Consider the following 26,481-nt stretch of genomic DNA (forward strand, 5'->3'; position numbering starts at 1 on the left):
TCGATTCAATGGTTACAGATTGCTCTCGGTGATCGCGGCGTAGACCATGCTGCGCAGCTCGCGCCGGATCGGGTAGGCGCTCGACGGCAACATCTGCGTCATGAAGATGGTGATCAGCTCTTCGGCCGGATCGATCCAGAACGAGGTCGTGGCCGCGCCGCCCCAATTATATTCGCCGGGGCTGCCGGCGATCAGCGTTTCCGCCGGGCGCATGGTCACGGCGAAACCGAGACCGAAGCCGATGCCGTTATAGGCGGCTTCCGAGAACAGCGAGCGTGACACCTCGGGCAGGAATCGTCCACCCGGGATGTGATTGGTGGTCATCAGCGCCAGCGTCTTCGGCCCGATCAGCCTGACGCCGCCAAGCTCGCCGCCGTTGAGCAGCGCGCGGCAGAAGGTGAGATAATCGGCGACCGTCGAGCACAGTCCGCCGCCGCCGGAGATGAAGGACGGCGGCGACAGGAACGAGCTGGTTGCCGGATCGTCCTGAAGCGTCAGGCCCTCGCGCCGCTGGCCGGCATGGAAGGTCATGCCGCCGCCGGGGTCTGCCGAGTAGCAGGCGGCGAAACGATGGGCCTTCGAGGCCGGCACGTGGAAATCGGTGTCGCTCATGCCGAGCGGATCGAGGATGCGTGCCTTCAGAAACTGTTCGAACGGCATGCCTGAGATCTTGCCAACGAGATAGCCGAGCACGTCGGTCGCGACCGAGTAGTTCCAGGCCTCGCCCGGCGAGAACTCCAGCGGGATCTTTGCCAGGCTCTCGATCATGGTCTGGAGCGTGCCAGACTTCTCGACCTCGCCGATCTTCTCGGCGCGATAGGCGGCATCGACATTGGAGCGCTGCTGGAAGCCATAGGTGAGGCCGGAGGTATGACGCAGGAGGTCGACGATCAGCATCGGCCGGGACGGCGGCCGGGTCAGGAAGGCCGGATAGGTGCCGGCGACGAAGACGCCGAGATCCTTCCATTCCGGAATGTATTTGGCGACGGGCTCGTCGATCGCGACGAGGCCCGCCTCGACCAGCATCATGAAGGCGACGCTGGTGAGCGGCTTGGTCATGGAATAGATGCGGTAGATGGTATCATCCTTGACCGGCACCTTGCGCTCGACGTCGGCAAGGCCCTGAACCGAGCTGTATGCGACCTTGCCACGGCGGAAGACGAGAAGATGCGCGCCGGGGAACCGGCCGGCATCGATGTACCGGCTCTTCACATGCGCATCGACGCGGTCGAGTGCAGTCTTGGACATGCCGACGGATTCGGGCGAGGCAGGGGTGGGCGCGAGCATCAGTTCCTCCGGGGCAGTTTTGTCTGTCAGTTGATAGCCGAAATGCCGGCCTCATTCCAAGGGCGGCGCGCTTAACGGGAGCAGGCCTGCTGGTGTAGGCTGCAGCCTGGAACGCCTCCAGGGAGCCCCAAGGGGGCCTCTCATGGGGCCAACGAGAAAAACCCAGGGCAAAACGTACCATGACCCAGTTCAACGAGACCGAACTCACCGAAGCCGTCGTCAGGAGCTTCGACAGCACACCGAACCCGCGTGCGAAATTCCTGCTCCAGGAATTGGTGAAGTCGCTGCACGATTACGTGAGCAAGACCGATCTCACCTTCGCGGAATGGGAATATGCCATCGACTTCCTGACCCGCACCGGCCAGAAGTGCACCGACACCCGCCAGGAGTTCATTCTCTTGTCCGACGTGCTCGGCGTCTCCATGCTGGTCGATGCCGTCAACCATCGTGACCGCGAGGGCGCGACGGAGACCACCGTGCTCGGTCCGTTCTATGTCGGCGAGCACAAGGTCACCGCGCACGGCACCGATATCTCCCCGAACAACCAGACCGGCGAGCGGATGTTCGTGCAGAGCCGAGTCACGGATCTGAAGGGCAAGCCGCTCGCGAACGTCCCCGTCGACGTCTGGCATGCCGATGATGACGGCTTCTACGATTCACAAAAGGCCAACTATGACGAGGTCGGCGCCTCGGCGCGGGCGCGCTTCATCACCGACGATGACGGCCGCTTCTTCTTCCGCACCATCCTGCCGTGCAGCTACCCAATTCCGACCGACGGCCCGGTCGGCGAGATGATTGCGCAGACCAAGCGTCATCCGATGCGCCCGGCGCATGTGCATTTCCTGGTCAATGCGAAGGGTTATGAGCCGCTGATCACCCATGTTTTCATGGACGGCGACAAATATCTGGATACCGACGTCGTGTTCGGCGTGAAAGACGACCTCATCGCCAAGGTCGAGCCGCGCAACGATCCGGCAATGCCCGACGGCAGTAAGGCGAATGGGAAGTGGCACCTGATGAGCTACGAATTCCACCTCAAGCCCGGCGGCGGCATGGCGCCGAAGCCGCTGGGGACGAAGGCGGCCCAGCCGGCCTGACGCCTAAAAGCGCGATGAGAATAGGATGAATCGTCATCGCGCTTTAGGTTATTGTTTGAGCATGATCTTTTCGGAAAACCGCTGCACACTTTGCGCTAACGCGGCCCTTCGGGGTCCGGATCATGCTCTAACGCGCGTGTAGCAGTGCCAGCAGCACGACGACCGCGCAGGCGAGCGCCGCCGAGGTCAATTTCCAGAACATCAGCGGGCTGCGCTCCAACAGGGGCGTGATCCGCGTGTTGAGATAGGCCGGATTGGGCGTGCGAAGCTCGAAGACGAATTCGGACAGATCCTCGTGCCGCTTGTACGGATCGGGATGCAGCGCGCGCCTGAGCGCGCCGTCGACCCAGGCCGGCACGTTGCGATCGTCGTCGGCTGGGCGATACTGAAGTCTCCGCACGTCCGCCTTGCGCCGGATCTTGGCGACCTGAGTGCCATAGGGAAGCTTTCCGGTCAGCATCTGGTAGCAGATCACGGCCAGCGAAAACATGTCGGAGCGCGGCGAGCCGCCCTGCCCAAGAAAATATTCCGGCGCCGTATATTGGACCGTGCCCAGGATTTCGTCGGCCTCGTCCGGCGGCGCGGCTTCCGCGACGCCGGCGACCCTGACTGACCCAAAGTCGATGATCTTCGCGGTGCCGGTCTTGTCGATCAGGACGTTGTCCGGCCTGAGGTCCTGATGCAGCATCTCCATGCGGTGGAAGGCGCGCAGGCCGGCGGCGATCTGCTCGATGAGGCCACGGACGGTTTCGAGATCGGGGCGCGGATTGTCGGTCATCCACTGCTTCAGGGTCTGGCCTTCGACGAATTCGGTCGCAACGTAGAGATAGCTGCGCCGTCTGGACTGTGACATCGGCTTCAGCACGTGCGGGCTGTCGATCCGGCGCGCGATCCACTCCTCCATCAGAAAGCGTTTGAGATAGGCAGCATTGTCGCGCAGGTCGACCGACGGCAGCTTGAGCGCGACAGGCTCCTCGGTCTCGGTGTCGACGGCAAGGTAGATATGACTGCGGCTGCTGCCGTGAATCTCGCGGACGATCCGGTAGCCGTCGAAGATCGCGCGTGGCTCCGGCAGCGGAGGCAGCGGCAGTTGTGAGGTCTGATTGATGATGCCGGACGGCTCACGCTGGGGCACTGCGTCAATGCGCAGGATCTGAACCGTGATGTTGTCGTCGCTGCCGCGCCGGTAGGCTTCCTCGACGATGGCCTTGGCCGCCCCGTCGAGCTCGGCTGCATACTCGTTCAGTGCACTGGTGACGAAGCGCGCGTCGACGAATTCGTAGGCGCCGTCGGTCGCCAGCAGAAAGATGTCGCCCGCTTCGATCTCGAAGGCCTGATAGTCGATCTCGAGCTGCGGGTTGATGCCGAGCGCGCGGCCGAGATAGGTCTGCTCCGACGACACGATGATGCGGTGATCGTCGGTCAGCTGCTCGAGCGCCTTGCCGGCCACGCGGTAGATGCGACAATCGCCGACATGGAAGATGTGCGCGGTGGTCGCCTTGATGACCATGGCGCTCAGCGTGCAGACATAGCCCTTGTCGCGGTCATAGGCATATTGGCTCTTGCGCGTCTGCGCATGCAGCCAGGAATTGGTGGCGTCCAGCACGCGGCGGGCGGAGGTCTTCACCGTCCAGGATTCCGACGTGCAGTAATAGTCCATCAGGAAGCTCTTGACCGCCGACTCGCTGGCGATCTGGCTCACCGTGCTGCTCGAGATGCCGTCGGCGAGGACGGCGGAAATGCCCTTCAGGCTGAGCAGCGGCTCCTCCGGAATCAGGACGCCGTGAAAATCCTGGTTGATGGGCTTGCGACCCTTGTCGGAATGCTGGCCGACCGAAATCAGGAGACCGGGGGGCATCGTCATCACCAGGAGAGGGGAGCCTCACCCTGCGCGGGCGAGGCTCCCCCTGTCGAGTCGTGTTTGATCAGGCCGCGACGCGGGGCTTTACGGCCTTGTCGGCCTGCCGCTTCGGCAGGGTCATGACGTGCGTGGCATAGAGGGTCATGCCGGTGAAGGCGAGCCCGCCGACGAGATTGCCGAGCACGGTCGGGATCTCGTTCCAGATCAGATAGTCCAGGATCGAGAATTTTGCGCCGAGCAGCAGCCCGGACGGAAACAGGAACATGTTCACGACGGAATGTTCGAACACCATGTAGAAGAACACCAGGATCGGCATCCACATCGCGATGACCTTGCCCGGGACCGAGGTCGAGATCATGGCACCGACGACGCCGGTCGAGACCATCCAGTTGCAGAGCATGCCGCGCATGAACAGCGTTGCCATGCCGGCCGCACCATGCGCGGCGTAGCCGAGCGTCCGGCTTTCGCCGATGATGCCGATGGCGGCACCGACCTTGTCGGGAGCTTGCGTGAAGCCGAACGTTGTCACGAAGGCCATCATGAAGGCCACGGTGAAGGCGCCAGCGAAATTGCCGACGAAGACCAGGCCCCAGTTGCGGAGCACACCGCCAAGAGTGACGCCCGGGCGCTTGTCGATCAGTGCAAGCGGCGAGAGCACGAATACGCCGGTCAGGAGATCGAAGCCCAGCAGATAGAGCATGACGAATCCGACCGGAAACAGCAGCGCACCGAGCAGCGGCTGGCCCGTGTTCACGTTGATCGTGACGGCGAACCATGCGGCGAGCGTGAGGATCGCGCCGGCCATGTAGGCGCGGATGATGGTATCCCGGGTGGACATGAAGATCTTGGATTCGCCTGCATCCACCATCTTGGTGACGAATTCCGAAGGCGCGAGATACGACATCAATGGTTCCTTTTGCTTCGTAAGTGAGATCGACACACCCTCTTGGAGAGCGCGGCTGAACGTCTTGGGCCGTGCGGGCCGGCCTGCCGCGCACGAGGGCTATGGAGATTGGAAGCCTTGGGAATCGCGTCACGACGGCCCAGAGGGCCGCGAAGCAGTTGAGCTTCCGGAATGCAGCCGCCAGAGGCTGCAACAATGCGGCAAGCCGCAGTCTTCGTTGACGCTTAGGGATAAGCAAGTTGCGTGCCGTCTGGGTGCGTGAGGAAAATGAAAGCAACATCAATGCGATGGGCCGTGTCCTGATTCTCTCCCACCGCGCCGCCAGCCTTGTGCTTGAGCTGTTGCACAAACTTTGTGCGGCGCACAAGAATTGAGCAGTCCGCAAGTTTCACATGCGGGGCGATCCTGCGGCAGCCTGTCGCAACCTCCATAACATATTGATTATTCGATTGTTTCTGGGTCGTCGGGCTTGGCATGAAGCTTGAATGGTTCCAGTCCGACGCCATTGAAGCCGTCCCGCGAGACTTCTCATCCGATTTGCTGACGCCACCAGACGGGGGTCTTCCCCGTCGTGCGTTCGCACGCGCCAAAGACGGCGCCACCGGACGGACGGGCTGCTCGTGTGCACTGACGCCAATCAATTCTGCAACGACGCAAAGGACGACACTGCCTATGACGAAGCGCACCCGCCGGCCCTCGGATAATGGGCTCAGCCGCCGCCAATTGTTGAAGGCCGCAGGCTCTACCGCCGCACTCCTCGCCGCCGCAAAGCTGAATTTCCCCGCTGGCGCCTTCGCGCAGGAGGCGGGCCCCGAGGTCAAGGGCGCCAAGCTCGGCTTCATCGCGCTCAGCGACGCCGGCCCGCTCTTCGTCGCCAAGGACAAGGGCCTGTTCGCCAAATACGGCATGCCCGACACCGACGTACAGAAGCAGGCCTCTTGGGGCACGACGCGCGACAACCTCGTGCTCGGCTCCGAAGGCAATGGCATCGACGGCGCGCATATTCTCACCCCGATGCCCTATCTGATCTCAGCCGGCAAGGTGACGCAGAACAACCAGCCGACGCCGATGTACATCCTGGCTCGGCTCAATCTCGACAGTCAGTGCATCTCCGTCGCCAACGAATATGCCGATCTCAAGCTCGGCGTCGATGCATCGCCCTTCAAGGCGGCGCTGGAGAAGAAGAAGGCGTCCGGCAAGGCCGTGAAGGCGGCGATGACCTTCCCCGGCGGCACCCACGACCTCTGGATCCGCTACTGGCTCGCCGCCGGCGGCATCGACCCCGACAAGGACATCGAGACCATCGTGGTGCCGCCGCCGCAGATGGTGGCGAACATGAAGGTCGGCACCATGGACTGCTTCTGCGTCGGCGAGCCATGGAACCTGCAGCTCATCCACCAGAAGATCGGCTATACCGCTGTCACCACCGGCGAGCTCTGGAACAAGCATCCCGAAAAATCCTTCGGCATGCGCGCGGCCTTCGTCGACAAATATCCGAAGGCGGCAAAGGCGCTGCTGATGGCCGTGATGGAAGCCCAGCAGTGGTCGGACAAGGCCGAGAACAAGGCCGAGCTCGCCGCCATCATGGGCAAGCGGCAGTGGATGAATTGCCCGGTCGAGGACGTGCTCGACCGCACCGCCGGCAAGTTCGACTACGGCATCCCCGGCAAGGTGGTCGAGAATTCCCGACACATCATGAAGTACTGGCGCGACTTCGCCTCTTACCCCTTCCAGAGCCACGATCTCTGGTTCCTCACCGAGGACATCCGCTGGGGCAAATACGAGGCGAATTTCGACACCAAGGCGCTGGTCGCCAAGGTCAACCGCGAGGACCTGTGGCGCGACGCGGCCAAGACGCTCGGCGTCGCGGCCTCCGAGATCCCGGCCTCCACCTCGCGCGGCAAGGAGACTTTCTTCGACGGCAAGGTGTTCGATCCGGAAAATCCGGCTGCCTATCTGAAGTCGCTCGCGATCAAGCGTGTCGAAGTCTGATGGAGCCAGCGGCCGCCTTCGGGCGGCCGCATCGTCTTTTGAAGCCGGAGAGAGATTGCAATGAATATGTCTGCCGCCAAGATTGAGATTGAAACCGCGACGCCTGCGGTCACCGCCGCGCCCGTCGTCGCGATGATGCCAAAGCGTCCCCCGCGCACCGAAGCTTACGCACGCATGGCACGGGAGACGGCCGTGCGCGTGATCCCGCCGCTGGTCGTGATCGCGCTGCTGACGCTGGTGTGGGAGCTGGTCTGCCGCCGCGCCGGCTCGGCGCTGCCGCCGCCGTCAAAGGTGTTCAAGGATACAAAGGAGCTGATCCTCGATCCGTTCTTCGATCATGGCGGCATCGACAAGGGCCTGTTCTGGCATCTGTCCGCCAGTCTCCAGCGCGTTGCGTTCGGCTATTCGCTGTCCGCCGTCGCCGGCATCGCGCTCGGCGTTCTGGTCGGACAGTCGGTCTGGGCGATGCGCGGGCTCGACCCGCTGTTCCAGGTGCTGCGCACCATCCCGCCGCTGGCCTGGTTGCCGCTCTCGCTCGCAGCCTTTCGCGACGGCCAGCCCTCGGCGATCTTCGTCATCTTCATCACCTCGATCTGGCCGATCATCATCAACACCGCGGTCGGCATCCGCAACATCCCGCAGGACTATCGCAACGTCGCCGCGGTGGTGCAGCTCAATCCGCTCGAATTCTTCTCCAAGATCATGATCCCGGCGGCCGCGCCCTACATCTTCACGGGCTTGCGCATCGGCATCGGCCTGTCGTGGCTCGCGATCGTTGCCGCCGAAATGCTGATCGGCGGCGTCGGTATCGGCTTCTTCATCTGGGACGCCTGGAACTCCTCGCATATCAGCGAGATCATCCTGGCGCTGTTCTATGTCGGCATCGTCGGCTTCGTGCTGGACCGCCTGATCGCGGGCCTCGGCAAGTTCGTCACCCGCGGCACCGCGCAGAATTAAGAGGAGGGGCACATGACCGCCTATCTGAAGCTCGACCACATCGACAAGGTCTTCACCCGCGGCGCCGCCACCACGGAGGTGCTGAAGGACATCAACCTTACGATCGAGAAAGGCGAATACGTCTCGATCATCGGCCATTCCGGCTGCGGCAAGTCGACCCTGCTCAACATCATCGCAGGCCTGACCAATGCCACCATCGGCGGCGTGCTGCTGGAGAACCGCGAGGTCAACTCACCGGGACCCGATCGCGCGGTCGTGTTCCAGAACCATAGCCTGCTGCCGTGGCTGACCGTATACGAGAACGTCAGGCTCGGCGTCGACAAGGTCTTTGCCAGGACCAAGTCCCGCGCCGAACGCGACGCCTGGGTGATGCACAATCTCAATCTCGTGCAGATGGCCCACGCCAGGGACAAGCGTCCTTCCGAAATCTCCGGCGGCATGAAGCAGCGCGTCGGCATCGCGCGGGCGCTGGCGATGGAGCCGAAGGTGCTGCTGCTCGACGAGCCGTTCGGCGCGCTCGACGCGCTGACCCGCGCACACTTGCAGGACTCGGTGATGGCGCTGCATCAGAAACTCGGCAACACGATTCTGATGATCACCCACGACGTCGACGAGGCCGTGCTCTTGTCCGACCGCATCGTGATGATGACCAACGGGCCCTCCGCGCGCATCGGCGAGGTGCTGGAAGTGCCGCTGGCGCGCCCGCGCAAGCGGCTCGAGCTTGCGACCAGCGCCACTTACTTGAAGTGCCGGCAGCGCGTGCTCGAATTCCTCTACGAGCGTCACCGCTTCGTTGAGGCCGCGTAAACGAAAGTTTAATGCGCAAAACGTCCGCGCCTAAATAATCGACACCTCGCTCAATCCTTGTGCGGCGCACAAGGATTGAGCGAATCGCAAATTTTGCGAGCGAGAAGGCCCTGCAAGAATTTCGGGCAATGCGAATAACGTGCTGAAATCCCTGTATTTCCAGCATGCGCGCAACTGGCACGGAAATTGAAATGTCTTTGCGCGACGCCAACGACGACGTCCCTCAACATCATCAATCAGCATCGTGAACTCGCCACCGGGGTGAAGCCTCGGAGCGTGCCTCCGTGGCCCGGAGGCTGAGCCTGCAACGACGCAGCGGTGAGCTTAGAAGGGATACTCAATGACGAAGAATCCGACTCTGAACTCCAGCTGGATTTCAGACTGGCGCCCCGAAGATGAGGCGTTCTGGAATGCGACTGGCAAGACGATCGCGCGGCGCAACCTGATCTGGTCGATCGTAGCCGAACATATCGGCTTCTCGGTCTGGCTGATCTGGAGCATCGTCACCACGAAGCTGCCGCAGGCCGGCTTCCACTACACCACGGACCAGCTGTTCCAGCTCGTCGCGGTGCCGGGCCTGATCGGCGCCCTGATGCGCTTTCCCTATACCTTTGCAGTGACGACCTTCGGCGGCCGCAACTGGACCATCTTCAGCGCGGCGATCCTGTTCATTCCGACCTTGTCGCTTGCCTATTTCGTGAGCCAGCCCGACACGCCGTTCTGGCTGATGCTGCTGATCGCGTCGACCGCGGGTCTCGGCGGCGGCAATTTCGCCTCCAGCATGACCAACATCTCCTTCTTCTTTCCCGACCGGATGAAGGGATGGGCGCTCGGTCTCAACGCGGCCGGCGGCAATATCGGTGTTTCCAGCGTGCAGCTCCTGACCCCGATCCTGATGACGCTCGCCGTCTTCAACCTGTTCCAGGCAACGCCCGTCGACGGCATCTTCCTCCAGAATGCCGGCCTGATGTGGGTGCTGCCGATCGCGGTCGCCGTGTTCGGTGCGGTGTTTTTCATGAACAACCTCACCACGGCCAAGTCTTCGGTGAAGAACCAGCTCGCGATCGTCAAGCGCAAGCACACCTGGATCATGGCGTATCTCTATATCGGCACGTTCGGGTCCTTCATCGGCTACTCCGCGGCGTTCCCGCTGCTGATCAAGACGCAGTTCCCCACCGTGACGATCTCGATCGCCTTCTTGGGCCCGCTGGTCGGCTCGCTGTCGCGTCCGCTCGGCGGCTGGCTTGCCGACAAGCTCGGCGGCTCGATCATCACCTTGTGGAACTTCATTGCGATGGCGGCGGCGACGATCGGCGTGCTCTATTTCGTCGGCCAGAAGGATTTCATCGGCTTCCTGTCGATGTTCCTGATCCTGTTCGTCACGACCGGCATCGGCAACGGCTCGACCTATCGGATGATCCCCTCGATCTTCCGCGAGGAGAACCTGTTCAAGGTGCGCGGTAAGGGCGATGTCGCGCGTGCGGCTGCCCTGAAGACCGCGAGCATCGAGAGCGGCGCGGCGGTCGGCTTCATCGGCGCGATCGGCGCCGTCGGCGGCTATCTGATCCCGAGCGGTTTCGGCAAGTCGATCGCCATGACCGGCGGGCCGCAGCTCGCGCTCGCGATCTACCTCGCCTTCTACGGCTCCTGTCTCGCCCTGACCTGGTGGTTCTACCTGCGTCGCGGCCCGCAGACCGAAGGCGCACCAAGCCTCGCCGAAGCAAGAGTGTGACACTTGGTATGAAACTCGCTTCTCCCCGTACGCGGGGAGAAGACTCTCTGATGACGTTTGACCCATGAACCTTGTTCGCAACGGCGCGCACCAAGGCAAACTGAAACAGACAGGAGAACCACATGACGCCCGAACAGATCACTCTCATCCAACAGAGCTTCGCCAAGGTCGCGCCGATGTCGGAGCAGGCCGCGGTGCTGTTCTACGATCGTCTGTTCGAGGTGGCGCCGTCCGTGCGCGCGATGTTTCCCGAGGACATGACCGAGCAGCGCAAGAAGCTGATGGGCATGCTCGCTGCCGTCGTCGGCGGCCTGTCGAACCTGGAGAAGATTCTTCCCGCGGCCTCCGCACTCGCCAAGCGTCACGTCGCTTACGGTGCGATGGCCGAGCACTATCCCGTGGTCGGCGCGACCCTGCTGTGGACCCTGGAGAAGGGTCTTGGCGAAGCATGGACGCCCGAACTGGCAAAAGCCTGGACCGACGCCTATGGCGTGCTGTCCGGCTACATGATGTCCGAAGCCTACGGCGCCCGGCCGCAGGCCGCTGAATAGGAGATGCCTCGTGAGTGAACCGCTGGTCATCGTCGGTAACGGTATGGCGGCCGCGCGTCTGGTCGACGAGCTCGCCAAGACCGCGCTCGGCCGCTACGCGGTCGCCGTGATCGGCGAAGAGCCGCGGCTCGCTTACAACCGCGTGCTGCTCTCATCCGTGCTGGCCGGCGAGACCGGCTCGCACGAGATCGAGCTCCGGCCGGCCGATTGGTGGCGCCATCGCGGCGTCACCGTGCGCTACGGCTATCGCGTTACCGAGATCGACACCGGCCGCCGCGAGCTCAAGATCGCCGGTGAGGAGAGCATGGAATATTCCAAGCTGGTGCTCGCCACCGGCTCGACGCCGCTGCGGCTCAACGTGCCGGGCGCCGATCTCGCCGGCGTGCACACCTTCCGCGACACGCGCGACGTCGATCTGCTGCTGACGCTGGCCGCGGCGAAGAAGCGCGTCGTCGTCATCGGTGGCGGACTGCTCGGACTCGAGGCTGCCTACGGCCTCGCCAAGGCCGGTGCGCCGGTGACGCTGCTGCATCTGATGGACCGGCTGATGGAGCGCCAGCTCGATGCGCCCGCGGCCGACCTGCTCAAAATGCTGGTCGAGCGCAAGGGCATCCGTATCCTGCTCAACGCCTCCACCGCCCGCATCCATGGCGATGGTCACGTCGAGGCCGTCGAGCTTGCCGACGGCAGCCGCATCGAGGCCGACGCCGTGATTTTCGCCGCCGGCATCAGGCCGAACGTCGCCCTTGCGAAGGAAGCAGGCATCGCGGTCAACCGCGGCGTCGTCGTCAATGACGTGATGCAGACGGCTTCGCCCGACATCTTCGCGCTCGGCGAATGCGCCGAGCATCGCGGCACCTGCTATGGCCTGGTCGAGCCGGCCTATGAGCAGGCGCGCGTGCTGGCGCGGCATCTCGCCGGCCGGCCCGCCGCCTATCAGGGCAGCGTGGTCTCGACCAACCTCAAGGTCTCCGGCGTCAGCGTGTTCTCGGCCGGTGACTTCATGGGCGGGGAGGGCAGCGAGAGCCTCGTGCTGTCGGACCGCAGGCGCGGCACCTACAAGAAGCTCGTCATCGCCGACGGCCGGCTCACCGGCGCGGTGCTGATCGGCGATACCGTCGATGCGCTCTGGTACCTCGAGCTGATCCGCAATCGCGACAAGGTCGCGGCGATCCGCACCGACATGATGTTCGGCCGCGCGCTGGCGCTGCCTTCGAAAGCGGCTTGATATGACGGCGATCGATCCAAATCTCCGCACCACCAAGACGACCTGTCCCTATTGCGGCGTCGGCTGCGGCGTGCTGGCGACGCCGGACGGCAGGGGCGGCGCGGCGATCGCGGGCGATCCCGATCATCCCGCCAATTTCGGCCGGCTGTGCTCCAAGGGCTCTGCGCTCGGCGAGACCGTCGGGCTGGAAGGCCGTCTGCTCTATCCGATGATCCGCTGCAAGGGCGTACTGGAGCGGGTCGCCTGGAGCGATGCGCTCGACCATGTCGCCCACCGCCTGCAGCACATCGTGGCGCGCGACGGCGCTGATGCAGTCGCCTTCTATCTCTCCGGACAGCTCCTCACCGAGGATTATTACGTTGCCAACAAGCTGATGAAGGGCTTTGTCGGCACGGCGAACGTGGATACCAACTCGCGGCTGTGCATGTCGTCCTCGGTTGCCGGCCATCGCCGCGCCTTCGGCGCCGACACCGTGCCCGGCTGCTACGAGGATCTCGACCAGGCAGATCTGCTGGTCTTCGTCGGCTCGAATGCGGCCTGGTGCCACCCCATTCTGTTCCAGCGTATGCTGAAGAACCGTGGGGAACGCGGCGCGCGCATGATCGTGATCGATCCGCGCCGCACCGACACCGCGAGCGATGTCGATCTATTCCTCGGCCTCAAGCCCGGCACCGACACCGCGCTGTTCTCCGGCCTGTTCGTGCATCTCGCCGACCACGGCGCGCTCGATCAGGATTACATCGCGCAGAACACGAGCGGATTCGACGATGCGCTGGCGCGTGCGCGGAGCATCGCCGGCAGCGTCACCGCGACGGCGCTTGCCACGGGCTTGTCCGAGCAGGACGTCGCCAGCTTCTTCAAGATGTTTCGCGAGACCGCGAAGGTCGTCACGCTCTATTCGCAAGGGGTCAACCAGTCGGCGCAGGGCACCGACAAGGTCAACGCGATCCTGAACTGCCATCTTGCTACGGGCCGCATCGGCAAGCCTGGTGCCTCGCCGTTCTCGCTCACGGGCCAGCCCAACGCGATGGGCGGCCGCGAGGTCGGCGGCCTCGCCAACATGCTCGCCGCTCACATGGGTTTTACGCCGCCCGACATCGATCGTGTCAGGCGGTTCTGGAAGGCGCCGCGCATTGCCACCCATGAAGGGCTGAAGGCGGTGCAATTGTTCGCGGCGATCAACCGCGGCGAGGTCAAGGCGCTGTGGGTGATGGGCACCAACCCGGCGGTGTCGCTGCCAGATGCCGACATGGTTCGCGATGCAGTGAAGAAGCTCGAGCTGTTCGTCGTCTCCGAGAACGTGCTCTCCAACGACACGGTCGCGGCCGGGCCGCATGTGCTGCTGCCGGCGCTCGCCTGGGGCGAGAAGTCGGGCACGGTGACAAACTCCGAACGCCGCATCTCGCGCCAGCGCTCGTTCCTGCCGGCGCCGGGCGAGGCGCGCCCCGACTGGTGGATCCTGAGCGAGACCGCAAAGCGTCTCGGCTTCGGCGACAGCTTCAATTACAAATCGGCCGCCGAGATTTTTCGCGAGCATGCCGCGCTCTCGGCCTTCGAGAACGACGGCAGCCGTGATTTCGACATCGGCGCGCTGACCTCGCTGTCGAACGAAGCCTTCGATGCGCTCAAGCCGGTGCAGTGGCCGGCGCGCCAAGGCGAGGCACCCCGCGCGCGCTTCTTTGCGGAAGGCGATTTCTTCACCAATGACGGCAAGGGCCGCTTCGTCGCGCCGGAAGTGCCGTCGTTGCGCAGCGAGACCGGCGCCTCGCGCCCCCTCAGGCTCAATACCGGACGCATCCGCGACCAGTGGCACACCATGACGCGCACGGGCCTTAGCCAGCGGCTCGGCGCACATCTGCCCGAGCCTTTCGTCGAGATCCATCCCGATGACGCCAGCAAATACGGCGTCGCTCACGACGGCTACGCCCGCATCACCACCGATTACGGCCAGTGCATCCTGAAAGTCGTCGTCAGCGAGCGCCAGCAGCGCGGCACGCTGTTCGCGCCAATCCACTGGAGCGCGATGAACGCCTCACATGGCCGCGTTGGGGCGCTGGTGCAGTCGTTTACCGATCCGTTCTCTGGCCAGCCCGAGTCCAAGGCGACGCCGGCTGCGATCGCGCCTTACGAATTCGTCTTCCGCGGTTTTGCGCTGTCGCGACAGCAGCTCGATCTGCCGCCGAACCTGTTGTGGACCCGCGTCACGGTTGCCGGCGGTTTCGGCTATCTGTTCGCCGACAACGCGGATCTGTCGCGCTGGCCGGTTTGGCTCGACGGCGTTGCCGGCGAGGACATCGCCGAATATCGCGATTTCGGCGGCGGCATCTATCGCGCTGCCTCGTTCGCGGGCGATCGCATCGAGGCCTGTCTGTTTGTCGGCCCCGGGCATGACGCCGGCGATTGGGAGGTGATCAGAACTGCCTTTGCGGCCGATCACGTCACCGACGAGCAGCGCCGCATGCTGCTGTCAGGCAAGTCGACGGAGGGAACGGCCTCGACCGGGCCAGTCGTCTGCGCCTGCTTCGGTGTCGGCCGCGGCACCATCTGCGACACCATCGCCGCTGGCGCACGCACCGCGGCCGAGATCGGTGCCAAGCTCAAGGCCGGCACCAATTGCGGCTCCTGCATCCCCGAACTGAAGCGGCTGATCGCGACGACGGAAGCGCAGGCGAAGCAGGCCAAGCTCGCGGGCGCGGCGGGGTAGGCGCGACATTTTCAGTCGTCGCCGTATACTCCGCCGTCATCGCCCGGCTTGACCGGGCGATCCAGTACGCCGAGACAACTGTGATTAGGCGGTGGGGCCGCGGCGTACTGGATTCCCCGCTTTCGCGGGGAATGACAGCAAGGACAGGGCGCCATGCCTTCCGCCGCAATCGACGCACCGGCCATTGTGCCCTATGTTGCCGCGCTCTCCCTCTCAACGCGCACAACAACAATGATGTACCTGGAAACGCCGCCGCGCCTGATCGAAACAAGAATCTTCTCCGCCATGCCTGACAAGTTCCGCCGCAAGGGCGTGCGGACGGATTGGGCCGACGCCAACCGGCCGGGCGTGCCGACCGATAGCTTCATCGAGGGGCCATCCTTCGACAAGGAAGGCAATCTCTACATCGTCGATATTCCCTTCGGCCGCATCTTCCGTATTGCGCCTGATGGCGAGTGGTCGCAGGTCGCCGAATATGAGGGCTGGCCGAACGGGCTGAAGGTCGCATCCGACGGCCGCATCCTGATCGCCGATTACATGCATGGCATCATGGAGCTCGATGCCAAAGCCGGCCGCGTCAAGCCGGTCCTGACCGCGCGCAATTCGGAATCGTTTCGTGGCTGCAACGATCTGCATCTCGCGTCCAACGGTGACATCTATTTCACCGATCAGGGCCAGACCGGCCTGCACGATCCGAGTGGTCGGGTCTATCGGCTGGCATCGAATGGCCGGCTCGATTGCCTGATCAACACCGGCATCAGCCCGAACGGCCTCGTGCTCGGCCCGACCGAGACCGTCCTGTTCGTCGCCATGACGCGCGACAATGCGGTGTGGCGGCTGCCGTTCATGCAGGATGGCAGCGTGTCGAAGGTCGGCCGCTTCTGCTCGCTGTTCGGCACCAGCGGCCCTGATGGCATGACCATGGATGCCAAAGGTCGCCTGTTCGTCGGCCACGCCTCCCTCGGTCACGTCTTCGTATTCGCACCCAACGGCGAATTGATTGCGCGGATCAAGTCGTGCGCGGGGCCGAATTGCACGAATGTGGCGATCGGTGGCGAAAGGAAAGATCGTCTCTATATCACGGAGTCCTCGACCGGGAGCGTACTAGTCGCTGACATCAGCGGTCTGTAGCGCGTGGCTCTTCGCCTCGCCCCGCTTGCGGGGAGAGGCCGGCGCGCGGAGCGCGGCGGGTGAGGGGGAGTCTCCGCGAGTCCAACTGCTAGCGAATTGGCGGAGGCAGCCCCTCTCCCCAACCCTCTCCCCGTAAGAACGGGGAGAGTGAGAGAACAGAGCGGAGATCGAAAAAGAACATGAACACAAACCCTTTCGGCAAGACCGGCGCCAACGTCTCCGTCATCGGGCAGGGCACCTGGTATCTCGACCACGGCGACCGCAAGCGCGCCGTTGCCGCGCTTCAGCGCGGGCTCGATCTCGGCATGACCCACATCGATACCGCCGAGATGTACGGTGACGCCGAACTCGTCATTGCGGACGCGATTGCGGGCCGTCGCGATGAGGTGTTTCTCGTTTCAAAAGTGCTGCCGAGCAACGCCTCGCGCCGCGGCACGATCACGGCCTGTGAGCGTTCGCTGAAGCGGCTGAAGACCGATCGGCTCGACTGCTATCTGTTGCACTGGCGCGGCTCCTATCCGCTCGAGGACACCGTCGCTGCGTTCGAGGAACTGGTGAAAACGGGCAAGATCAAGTCCTGGGGCGTCTCCAACTTCGATGCCGACGATCTCGACGACATTCTCGACGCTGCGGGCGAGGGACGGATCGCATGCAATCAGGTGCTCTATCATCTCAAGGAACGCGCGATCGAGCATGCCGTGATTCCCTGGTGCGAGCGGCATGGTGTCGCCGTGGTCGCCTATTCGCCGTTGGGACACGATGATTTTCCGGATGTGCGCAGCAAGGGCGGCGCCGTGCTGGTGAAGATCGCGGAGACGCGTCGCGCGACACTGCGTCAGGTCGCGCTGAGCTTCCTCACCCGTGCAACTACGGTGTTCGCGATTCCGAAAGCCTCATCCGCGGAACATGCCGCCGAAAATGCGGACGCCGGCGATCTCGTGCTGACGAAAGAGGAGATTGCGGCGCTCGATGCGGCGTTTCCGCGCGGGCCGAAGCCGCGCAGCCTGCCCATGTTGTAGTGCAAAAACGCCCATTATTAATGGAATATTGACGCGCGCGGACGTCAGCGCATATCGGCATCCTGTTTTCGGAAGTTGTGAACGCGGCGCATTTGTCGTTTTTTACGAGCGTTCTCGATTCGCATTATTTCCGGGTTCCAGCCGTGACACCGCCGCCCGCCGCAGCCGCAAGGCTCGACAGTATTCCCATGCCCGTGCCGGAGAAGAAGCAGGCGGCTCGCCCTGCGCCCGCGCGCGTCGATCATCCCTTCAAGGGCATTGCGCTGGTGCTGCTGTCGACGGTGTTTCTCGGCACCTCCGACGTGACCGCGAAATATCTCTCGACCAGCCTGCCGTCGATCGAGATCACCTGGATCCGCTTCGTCACCTTCGCGCTGATGTTCACGCCGGTGATGCTGCCGGGCTCACCGCTGCATGCGATGCGCACCGAGCGGATCGGCCTGCAGCTAATGCGCGGCGCCGCGCTGCTTGGCTCCTCGCTGTTCTTCATCACCGGTCTGCGGTTCCTCCCCATTGCGGAAGCCTCTGCCACCGGCTTCGTCTCGCCGCTGTTCGTCACCGCGCTGTCGATCATCTTCCTGAGCGAGAAGGTCGGCCTGCGCCGCTGGATCGCCACCGCGATCGGCCTGACCGGCGTGATGATCATCCTGCGCCCGGGCTCCAGCGCGTTTCATGCCGCCGCGTTCTTCCCGATCATCTCGGCGTTCTGCTGGGCTGCCGCGCTGATCCTGACGCGCATGATGAGCGGTCGCGAGGCGGTGCTCACTACCATGGCCTATTCCGCGCTGACGGGCGTTGCGATCCTTTCCGTGATGGTGCCGTTCGTCTGGGTCACGCCGAGCTGGACCGCGATCGGGCTCGGCATCGTGATCGGTGTTGCCTCGACCGTCGGCCAGTGGATCATCGTGCTGGCCTATCGCTATGGCGATGCCTCGGTGCTGGCGCCGTTCTCCTACACGCAGCTGCTGTGGGTCAGCATTTTGGGCTTCTTCATCTTCGGTGAGGTGCCTGATCTCTGGACCATCATCGGCGCGGCCTTCATCGTCGCGAGCGGCCTCTACATCGCACATCGCGAGCGGGTGCGCCGCGCCCAGCTCCTGGTGCTGGAAGAGCGTTCCCCGAACCCCTGACGCAAGATCGCACGCCCGCGTCGTGCTATGAACGGCTCCGACACCACGGGAGGAGCCGGATGCGCGCTGCGATTTTCAGGAACGGTGAGATTGTCGTCGACCGGATGGCGGAGCCGACGCCGGGTCCCGGCCAGGTTCTGGTCAAGACGCTCGCCTGCGGCATTTGCGGTTCCGATCTGCACGCGCGACAGCACGCCCACCGCATGGTGGAGATGGCGCGGAAGACCGGGCGTAAGCCGATGGACCTCAGCCGCGATGTCGTGTTCGGTCATGAGTTCTGCTGCGAGATCGTCGACTACGGTCCAGGCACCGCGCGCAAGCTCAAGCCGGGCACACGCGTCTGCTCGCTGCCGGCGCTGGTGACGCCTGCGGGCATCGAAGGCATCGGCTATTCCAACGACAATATCGGCGGCTATGCCGAGGCGATGCTGCTCAGCGAAGCGCTGCTGCTCGAGGTGCCCAACGGTCTTGCGCCGGAACATGCCGCGCTGACTGAACCGCTCGCGGTCGGGATTCACGCCGTCGCAAAAGCCAATATCCGTGGTGACGAGGTGCCGCTCGTGATCGGCTGCGGCCCGGTCGGCCTCGCGGTGATCGCAGCGCTGAAGCTCAAAGGCTTGCATCCGATTGTCGCCGCCGACTATTCGCCGGCGCGGCGTGCGCTTGCGGCGAGGCTCGGCGCCGATATCGTCGTCGACCCCAAGGTGTCGCAGCCTTATGCGACATGGGCCGAGCACGCGCAGATGTCGGATGCGGAGAAGGCGGCGCGACCGCCGTTCCAGGCCATGCTGCCGGCGCTGAAGCCTGCGATCATCTTCGAATGTGTCGGCGTGCCCGGCCTGTTGCAGCAGGTGTTCGAAGGCGCGCCGCGTGACGCGCGCATTGTCGTGGTCGGCGTCTGCATGGAAACCGACAAGAGCGAGCCGATGCTCGGCATCATGAAGGAGCTCAATGTCCAGTATGTGCTCGGCTACACGCCAGACGAATTCGCAGCGTCACTGCGCCTGATCGCGGAAGGGCAGGTGGATGCCGCGGCGATGGTGACGGCGGAAGTGGGTATCGACGGCGTCGCAAGAGCTTTCGCCGATCTCGCCAATCCTGAGGCGCACACCAAGATCATCGTGCAGCCGTGGCGGTGATGCATCGTCATTGCGAGGAGCAAAGCGACGAAGCAATCCAGACTGTCTCCGCAGATGCATTCTGGATTGCTTCGCTACGCTCGCAATGACGAGGACAACCGTCACACCGGCAGCGCGATTGAATATTTCACCTGGCTCAGCGCGAAGCTGGACTCGATCGAGGCGATGCCGTCGAGCCGGGTCAGCTTGGTCTTCAGGAAGGTCTCATAGGAGGCGAGGTCGGCCGCCACGACGCGCAGCAGATAGTCGCGGTTGCCGGTCATCAGATAGCATTCCAGCACCTCGTCCCATTTCGAGATCGCACGTGCGAAGCGGTTGAGATCCTCCTCCTTCTGCCGCGCCAGCTTGATCGAGATGAAGACGCTGACATGCAGGCCAAGCGCCTTCTGGTCGACGGTCGCAACGTAGCGCGAGATGACGCCGCGCTCCTCCAGGAGCTTGACGCGGCGATGGCAGGGCGAGACCGAGAGCCCGACCTTATCGGCGAGTTCCTGCATGGTCATGCGGCTGTCGGTCTGGAGCAAAGCGAGGATCTTGCGGTCGATGGCGTCGAGCTCGGGCATTGGGATGGAACCTGTCTTTCGCGGGCTACATTGGTAAAATATCCCAATATCTGGAGGTATGGCGCGAAAAATTGAGAAGTTTGGCGCCGCCCGCAGGCGTATCATCGCAGCGTCTGTTTCCGGGAGCATTGCCATGCCCGTTGATTCCGCTCGTCTTGACACATTGACCGCTCTTAGCCGCAAGGCGCTGTGGCTGTCGTCCTGGACCATCCACCACGCCAACCACATCCGCGCCAACGCGGACGGGCTCAAGGTCGGCGGCCATCAGGCCTCATCCGCCTCGCTCGCCACGATCATGTCGGCGCTGTACTTCCACGTGTTGCGCCCTGAGGATCGCGTCGCGGTGAAGCCGCATGCGAGCCCAGTGTTCCATGCCATCCAATATCTGTTCGGCCGGCAGACCCGCGAGAAGCTGGAGAATTTTCGCGGCTTCAAGGGCGCGCAGTCCTATCCTTCGCGAACCAAGGACGTCGACGACGTCGATTTCTCCACCGGCTCGGTCGGCCTCGGCGTCGCGCAGACGCTGTTCGCCTCGCTGGTGCAGGACTACGTCAAGGCGCGTGGCTGGATGAAAGATCGCCGCGAGGGACGGATGATCGCGCTCGTCGGCGACGCCGAGATGGACGAGGGCAACATCTTCGAAGCTCTTGCAGAAGGCTGGAAGCACGGCCTGCGCAACACCTGGTGGGTGGTGGACTATAACCGCCAGTCGCTCGACGCGGTCGTGCGCGAAGGGCTCTGGGAGAAGTTCGAGACCATGTTCCGCAATTTCGGCTGGGACGTGGTGATCGTGAAATACGGGCGTCTGATGCGCGAGGCCTTTGCCGAGCCCGGCGGCGAGGCGCTGAAGCGCTGGATCGACAATTGTCCGAACGCGCTCTACGCCGCGCTGTGCTTTCAGGGCGGTGCGGCGTTCCGCAAGCATCTGCACGACGAGATCGGCGACCAGGGCCCGATCACCAAACTGATCGACAAGCGCAGCGACGACGAGTTGCTGGCGCTGATGTCGAACCTCGGCGGCCACGACATGGCGAGCATGCTGGAGGCGTTCGAGTCCATCGACCACGATCGCCCGGTCTGCTTCATCGCCTACACCATCAAAGGCGTCGGCCTGCCGTTCCAGGGCCACAAGGACAACCACGCCGGCCTGATGACGGTCACGCAGATGGAGAAATATCGCGACAGCCAGAACATCCGTCCCGGGCATGAATGGGACAAGTTCGAGGGCCTGGGGCAGGATGCGGCCGAGTTGGAGGCTTTCCTCGCGCGCGTGCCGTTCAACCAGGACGGCCGCCGGTTGAGCGCGCCTGTCGTCGAGGTGCCCCAGCAGCTCGCCTTCAAGCCGTCGCCGCAGATGTCGACCCAGCAGGGCTTTGGTCTCGTGCTGAACGAGATCGCACGCAGCGACAGCGAGCTCGCGAGGCGCATCGTCACGACGTCGCCTGACGTCACCGTCTCGACCAATCTCGGCCCCTGGGTCAATCGGCGCGGCCTGTTCGCGCGCGCCGAGAAAGCGGACTTATTCCGCAGCGAGAAAATTCCCTCGACCTACAATTGGGATGCTTCCCCCAAGGGGCAGCATCTCGAGCTCGGCATCGCCGAGATGAACCTGTTCATCATGCTCTCGGCGCTCGGCCTGTCGCACCAGATCAATGGCGAGCGGCTGCTGCCGGTCGGCACACTCTACGATCCCTTCATCGAGCGCGGGCTCGATGCGCTGAACTATGCCTGCTACCAGGATGCGCGTTTCATGGTGGCGGCGACGCCATCGGGCATCACGCTCGCGCCCGAAGGCGGCGCGCACCAGTCGATCGCAACGCCGTTGATCGGCATGGCGCAGGATGGCCTGGCCTCGTTCGAGCCGGCCTTCGTCGACGAGCTCGCCGTGATCATGGCTTTCGGTTTCGAGCACATGCAGCGCGATCCGGGCGAGGGCGGTTCGGTCTATTTGCGGCTCTCGACGCGCAGCATCGAGCAGGCGCAGCGCATCATGACGCCGGAGCTGAGGCAGGCCATCACCGACGGCGCCTATTGGCTGCGCAAGCCGGGGCCGAATGCCGAAGTCGTGATCGCCTATACCGGTGCGGTCGCGCCGGAAGCGATCGAGGCGACCGGCTTCATCGGCGAGAGCCGCCGCGATGTCGGCCTGCTCGCGATCACCTCGGCCGACCGCCTCCACGCAGGCTGGACCGCCGCACGGAAATTGCGCCGCGACCGCCGCGGCGTGCAGCATCTCAGCTCCATCGAAAAACTGCTGGCGCCGTTGCCGCGCGACTGCGGCATCGTGACCGTGATCGACGGCCATCCCTCCGCGCTCGGCTGGCTCGGCAGCGTCCGTGGCCACCGCGTCGAGGCACTCGGCGTCGAGCAGTTCGGCCAAACCGGCACGATCGCGGACCTGTATCGGCACTACGGCCTGGATGCGAACGCCATCATCGATGCGGCCGAAAGCCTCACCACCGGCGCGCCGGTACTGCACCGGAAGATGGCGGTGTAAGTCTCCGTCGTCGTCCTGGCGAAGGCCAGGACCCATACGCCGCGGCGGGTGTTGTAGGCGACGGGCGGTAGATGTCTGAGCAAGCCAACTGGTAATGGGTCCTGGCCTTCGCCAGGACGACGGCAGTTGAGACCTTGCCTCGCTCGCGCCACCGGCTCATATAATCTCCGTCCGCCGCAACGCTGGCCCCGCATATGGCGGGTTCAATTGCTGGCGCTTTCGTGCAAGGATGCCTGCCGAAACGCCCCCTCCAAGCCCCCAAGAAGAGGTTAACGATGGTCAATCGCATGCAATTCTACATCGACGGCGCCTGGGTCGATCCCGCCGTCAAGAAGTCCACCGCCGTGGTCAATCCGGCGACGGAAGAGGCGATGTACGAGGTTGCGCTGGGCTCCAAGGCCGATGTGGACAAGGCCGTGGCCGCTGCCAAGCGCGCCTTTGCGACGTTCTCCCAGACCAGCCGCGAAGAGCGCGTCGCGCTGTTCTCCAAGATCATCGAGATCTACAAGGGCCGGCTCAAGGAGATCGGCGCTGCCGTCTCCGATGAGATGGGCGCGCCGCTGCCGATGGCGGAGAAGCTCCAGGCCGGCGCCGGCCTCGGCCATCTCATGACCACGCTCGACGTGCTCAAGAACTATCATTTCGAGGAGCCGGTTGGCACCGCCATGGTGCTGCGCGAGCCGATCGGTGTGGTCGGCATGATCACGCCCTGGAATTGGCCGCTCAACCAGATCGCCTGCAAGGTCGCCCCCGCGCTCGCCGCCGGCTGCACCATGATCCTGAAGCCGTCGGAGTTCACGCCGACCTCGGCGTTGATCTTCGCGGAAATCCTCCATGAGGCCGGCGTGCCGAAGGGCGTGTTCAACCTCGTCAACGGCCTCGGCCCCGAGGTCGGCGCGGCCATGAGCGAGCACCCCGATATCGACATGATCTCCTTCACCGGCTCGACCCGCGCCGGCATCGACGTGGCGAAACGCGCGGCGCCGACCGTGAAGCGCGTCAGCCAGGAGCTCGGCGGCAAGTCGCCGAACGTCATCCTCGAAGGCGCCGACCTCACGAAGGCGGTGACCGGCGGCGTGATGCACATGTTCAACAACTCCGGCCAGTCCTGCAACGCGCCCTCGCGCATGATCGTGCCGGCCTCGAAGATGAAGGAAGTCGCCGCGATCGCGAAGGCCGTCGCGGACAAAACCAAGGCCGGTGATCCCCGCGCCGAAGGCACCACCATTGGCCCGGTCGTCAACCGCGGCCAATGGGACAAGATCCAAGGGCTGATCAAGAAGGGCATCGACGAGGGCGCAACGCTCGTCGCCGGCGGCCCGGGCCTGCCCGAAGGCGTCAACAGGGGCTTCTATGTCCGCCCGACCATCTTCGCCGACGTCACCCCTGACATGACGATCGCCCGGGAAGAGATCTTCGGACCGGTGCTGACCATCATCGGCGCCAAGGACGAGGCCGACGCGGTGAAGATCGCCAACGACACGCCGTATGGCCTCGCCGGTTACGTCTCGGCCGACACGGTGGAAAGCGCCAGGCGCGTTGCCCGCCAGATCCGCGCCGGCAACGTCAACCTCCAGGGCGTGCCCAACGACCGCACCGCGCCGTTCGGCGGCTACAAGCAGTCCGGCAACGGCCGTGAGTGGGGCAAGTACGGCCTCGAGGACTTCCTCGAAGTGAAGGCCGTCGCCGGCTTCAACGCGGCGTAAGCTTTAGCGTCTGAATGAACGCGACGCCGGAGCGGGAAACCGCTCCGGCGTTTTTTTGTTTCCGTCATTGCGAGCGAAGCGAAGCAATCCAGCATCGTTCCGCGGAGATAGTCTGGATTGCTTCGTCGCAAGTGCTCCTCGCAATGACGGTGGAGCGACCTCATCCCCCAACCGCGCCTTGCGTGTTCACATACAGCGCGTAGATCGACTGGCTCGCTGCCATGAACAGGCGGTTGCGCTTGACGCCGCCGAAGCAGAGATTGGCGCAGCGCTCGGGCAGCGCGATGCGGCCGATCATGACACCGTCGGGCGCGAACACGACCACGCCGTCAAGCTCGGGATCGCCCATGCCCCAGCCGCACCAGAGATTGCCGTCGATGTCGCAGCGCATGCCGTCCGGCGTGCCGGGACCTGCATCAATGTGGACGCGCTTGCCCGAGATCGTGGCGCCATCAGGCGAGACATCATAGGCGAGGATCTTTCGGTTCGGTTGCCCACGCGATTCCACGATGTACAGAATCTTCTCGTCGGGCGAGAAGCACAGCCCGTTCGGCCCCAGCACACCCTCGGCGACGATGGTCGCTTTACCGGTCGCGGGATCGAGCCGGTAGACGTTCGGCTCGATCTCGGGCTCGTCCTTGTAGCCCTCGTAATTGCCGAGCAGGCCGAAGGTCGGATCGGTGAACCAGATCGAGCCGTCCGATTTAACAACGACATCGTTCGGTGAGTTCAACCTCTTGCCGTTGAATTGATCCATCAGCACGGTGATGCTGCCGTCATATTCGGTGCGCACCACGCGGCGGCCGCCATGCTCGCAGGTGACGAGCCGGCCCTGACGATCCCTGGTGTTGCCGTTGGCGAAATTCGAGGGTTTTCGGAACACGCTGACGGCGCCGGTTTCCTCCTCCCATTTGATGATGCGCTGGTTCGGGATGTCGCTGCACAGCAGATAACGCCCGTCGCCGAACCACACCGGCCCCTCGGCCCAACGCAGGCCGGTCGTCAGCCGCTCCACCGCCGACAGTTTCAGCCAGTATTTTTCGAAGCGGGGATCGAGTGCACGTATCGCCGGATCGGGGTAATAGGTCGCCGGCCGCCAGCCTTCTTTATGGGACGATGCATCGTTCATGTGCAGTCTCGTTGTTGCGTTCCCTCTGTCCAAGTCTGCTAGCATCAGATATCTACGGCCGCAAATCGGTCGCAACTATGAGGAAAGACATGTCGCGCATCTTGATGACGGGAGCTTCGGGCGGGATTGGAACGCGCCTGCGGAAACTGCTGCCGCCGATCTATCCGGACCTGCTGCTGAGCGACATCCGCAAGCCGGCCGATCTCGGCCCCAACGAGCAGTTTAGGGCGGCGGACCTGTCCGACCTCGCGCAATGCGAGGCGATCTGCGAGGGCGTCGAAGGCATCATCCATTTCGGCGGCTATTCGGTCGAAGGCCCCTGGGACGACATCCTCCAGGCCAACATCGTCGGCTGCTATAATCTGTTCGAGGCCGCGTACCGCAAGGGCGTCAAGCGCGTGGTGTTCGCCTCGTCCAATCACGCCGTCGGCTTCTATCCGCGCCACCACAAGATCGGCACCGACGTCACCCCGCGCCCCGACGGTCGCTATGGCGTCAGCAAGGTGTTCGGCGAGGCCGTCGGCGCGCTCTACGCCGACAAGCACGGGCTGAAGGTGACGTGCCTGCGCATCGGCAATTTCGGCGACATGCCGCTCGACCAGCGCCGGCTCGCGATCTGGCTCAAGCCCGACGACCTCGTGCAGCTCTGCCAGATCGGGCTCGAGCATCCCGACATCCATTTCGAGATCTTCTACGGCGTGTCCCTGAACGAGCGCGCCTGGTGGGACAACCACCGTGCCTACGAGTTCGGCTACCGCCCCACCGGCCGCTCCGAGGATCATGTGGCGCACGCCATGGCCGAGCAGGCCAAGCTGAAGCCGGACCCGATCGGCGACCACTATCAGGGCGGCGCCTTCTGCAGCAGCGAGTTCGACGGCGATGCGAGCCGGATCATCGACTGGAATAAGCGGTAGGGCTGTTGATGTAGCCTAGACTCTCGCCACTATGCAGGTGCACTCCGTTCTTACGGGGAGAGGATTGGGGTGAGGGGCTTTCACCGCGAGGACCGTGAGAGTTGGACTCGCGGAAGTCTGTTGCCCTTGGTCT

General features: G+C 63.9%; 21 protein-coding genes. 15 read left to right on the forward strand and 6 right to left on the reverse strand.

From position 1 onward, the window contains the following. Positions 1–12: 12 nt before the first annotated feature. Positions 13–1,287, reverse strand: coding sequence for a serine hydrolase domain-containing protein (locus LRP30_RS11905; RefSeq protein ID WP_249760421.1), 1,275 nt, complete (start codon positions 1,285–1,287; stop codon positions 13–15). A 179-nt stretch (positions 1,288–1,466) separates the two neighbouring features. On the opposite strand from LRP30_RS11905, the gene LRP30_RS11910 reads away from it, so the two are divergent. Then, positions 1,467–2,384 (forward strand): intradiol ring-cleavage dioxygenase, encoded by a 918-nt coding sequence (locus tag LRP30_RS11910; protein ID WP_249760422.1) that lies wholly within the window; start codon positions 1,467–1,469, stop codon positions 2,382–2,384. 127 nt (positions 2,385–2,511) lie between these two features. Here the strand turns inward: LRP30_RS11910 and LRP30_RS11915 are convergent, their stop codons facing one another. From LRP30_RS11915 to LRP30_RS11925, 3 genes are all read right to left on the reverse strand, one after another. Further along, complete coding sequence (locus tag LRP30_RS11915) at positions 2,512–4,248, reverse strand: bifunctional protein-serine/threonine kinase/phosphatase (RefSeq protein ID WP_249761742.1); 1,737 nt, start codon at positions 4,246–4,248, stop codon at positions 2,512–2,514. A gap of 61 nt (positions 4,249–4,309) precedes the next feature. Next, entirely contained in the window at positions 4,310–5,149 is an 840-nt protein-coding gene (locus tag LRP30_RS11920; protein WP_128935173.1) for a formate/nitrite transporter family protein, read from the reverse strand. Between the two features lie 224 nt (positions 5,150–5,373). After that, complete coding sequence (locus LRP30_RS11925) at positions 5,374–5,655, reverse strand: hypothetical protein (protein WP_249760423.1); 282 nt, start codon at positions 5,653–5,655, stop codon at positions 5,374–5,376. Positions 5,656–5,821: 166 nt separating this feature from the next. Between LRP30_RS11925 and LRP30_RS11930 the strand changes: the two genes are divergently transcribed. From LRP30_RS11930 to LRP30_RS11980, 11 genes are all read left to right on the forward strand, one after another. After that, positions 5,822–7,141: a CmpA/NrtA family ABC transporter substrate-binding protein gene (locus LRP30_RS11930; RefSeq protein ID WP_249760424.1), complete on the forward strand. Its 1,320-nt coding sequence runs from the start codon at positions 5,822–5,824 to the stop codon at positions 7,139–7,141. 60 nt (positions 7,142–7,201) lie between these two features. After that, positions 7,202–8,098 carry a nitrate ABC transporter permease gene (gene ntrB, locus LRP30_RS11935; RefSeq protein WP_128935170.1) on the forward strand — a complete coding sequence of 299 codons (897 nt, stop codon included), beginning with the start codon at positions 7,202–7,204 and terminating at the stop codon, positions 8,096–8,098. Positions 8,099–8,110: 12 nt separating this feature from the next. Continuing rightward, on the forward strand, positions 8,111–8,905 hold the full coding sequence (locus LRP30_RS11940; RefSeq protein ID WP_128935169.1) for an ABC transporter ATP-binding protein: 795 nt from the start codon (positions 8,111–8,113) through the stop codon (positions 8,903–8,905). A 340-nt stretch (positions 8,906–9,245) separates the two neighbouring features. Further along, a complete protein-coding gene (locus tag LRP30_RS11945; protein ID WP_128935168.1) occupies positions 9,246–10,637 on the forward strand; it encodes an MFS transporter in 1,392 nt (463 codons plus the stop codon). A 122-nt stretch (positions 10,638–10,759) separates the two neighbouring features. Beyond that, entirely contained in the window at positions 10,760–11,188 is a 429-nt protein-coding gene (locus LRP30_RS11950; protein WP_249760425.1) for a globin family protein, read from the forward strand. Positions 11,189–11,231: 43 nt separating this feature from the next. After that, positions 11,232–12,416 carry an FAD-dependent oxidoreductase gene (locus LRP30_RS11955; protein WP_249761743.1) on the forward strand — a complete coding sequence of 395 codons (1,185 nt, stop codon included), beginning with the start codon at positions 11,232–11,234 and terminating at the stop codon, positions 12,414–12,416. Position 12,417: 1 nt separating this feature from the next. Next, positions 12,418–15,120 (forward strand): nitrate reductase, encoded by a 2,703-nt coding sequence (locus LRP30_RS11960; RefSeq protein WP_249760426.1) that lies wholly within the window; start codon positions 12,418–12,420, stop codon positions 15,118–15,120. A 234-nt stretch (positions 15,121–15,354) separates the two neighbouring features. Then, on the forward strand, positions 15,355–16,251 hold the full coding sequence (locus LRP30_RS11965; RefSeq protein ID WP_249761744.1) for an SMP-30/gluconolactonase/LRE family protein: 897 nt from the start codon (positions 15,355–15,357) through the stop codon (positions 16,249–16,251). 179 nt (positions 16,252–16,430) lie between these two features. Beyond that, the gene (locus LRP30_RS11970) at positions 16,431–17,270 is read left to right on the forward strand and encodes an aldo/keto reductase (protein ID WP_249760427.1); all 840 of its coding nucleotides are present in this window, start codon (positions 16,431–16,433) and stop codon (positions 17,268–17,270) included. A gap of 188 nt (positions 17,271–17,458) precedes the next feature. After that, positions 17,459–18,400, forward strand: coding sequence for a DMT family transporter (locus tag LRP30_RS11975; RefSeq protein WP_249761745.1), 942 nt, complete (start codon positions 17,459–17,461; stop codon positions 18,398–18,400). A 59-nt stretch (positions 18,401–18,459) separates the two neighbouring features. Then, positions 18,460–19,539, forward strand: a complete 1,080-nt coding sequence (locus LRP30_RS11980; RefSeq protein ID WP_249760428.1) for a zinc-binding dehydrogenase — start codon at positions 18,460–18,462, stop codon at positions 19,537–19,539. Between the two features lie 101 nt (positions 19,540–19,640). Here LRP30_RS11980 and LRP30_RS11985 read toward each other — a convergent pair whose 3' ends face one another. After that, the gene (locus LRP30_RS11985) at positions 19,641–20,102 is read right to left on the reverse strand and encodes an Lrp/AsnC family transcriptional regulator (RefSeq protein WP_091891703.1); all 462 of its coding nucleotides are present in this window, start codon (positions 20,100–20,102) and stop codon (positions 19,641–19,643) included. Between the two features lie 133 nt (positions 20,103–20,235). Between LRP30_RS11985 and LRP30_RS11990 the strand changes: the two genes are divergently transcribed. Together LRP30_RS11990 and LRP30_RS11995 are read left to right on the forward strand one after the other, a co-directional pair. Beyond that, positions 20,236–22,599, forward strand: a complete 2,364-nt coding sequence (locus tag LRP30_RS11990; RefSeq protein ID WP_249760429.1) for a transketolase — start codon at positions 20,236–20,238, stop codon at positions 22,597–22,599. Positions 22,600–22,874: 275 nt separating this feature from the next. Further along, positions 22,875–24,305 carry an aldehyde dehydrogenase family protein gene (locus LRP30_RS11995; RefSeq protein WP_249760430.1) on the forward strand — a complete coding sequence of 477 codons (1,431 nt, stop codon included), beginning with the start codon at positions 22,875–22,877 and terminating at the stop codon, positions 24,303–24,305. A gap of 160 nt (positions 24,306–24,465) precedes the next feature. Here LRP30_RS11995 and LRP30_RS12000 read toward each other — a convergent pair whose 3' ends face one another. Beyond that, entirely contained in the window at positions 24,466–25,434 is a 969-nt protein-coding gene (locus LRP30_RS12000; RefSeq protein WP_249760431.1) for an SMP-30/gluconolactonase/LRE family protein, read from the reverse strand. An 89-nt stretch (positions 25,435–25,523) separates the two neighbouring features. Here LRP30_RS12000 and LRP30_RS12005 point away from each other — a divergent pair, with 89 nt between their 5' ends. Then, a complete protein-coding gene (locus LRP30_RS12005) occupies positions 25,524–26,348 on the forward strand; it encodes an NAD(P)-dependent oxidoreductase (RefSeq protein ID WP_249760432.1) in 825 nt (274 codons plus the stop codon). Positions 26,349–26,481: the final 133 nt, after the last annotated feature.

The sequence above is a fragment of the Bradyrhizobium sp. C-145 genome, from assembly GCF_023375135.1.
In the GTDB taxonomy this organism is placed as follows: Bacteria; Pseudomonadota; Alphaproteobacteria; order Rhizobiales; family Xanthobacteraceae; genus Bradyrhizobium; species Bradyrhizobium zhanjiangense.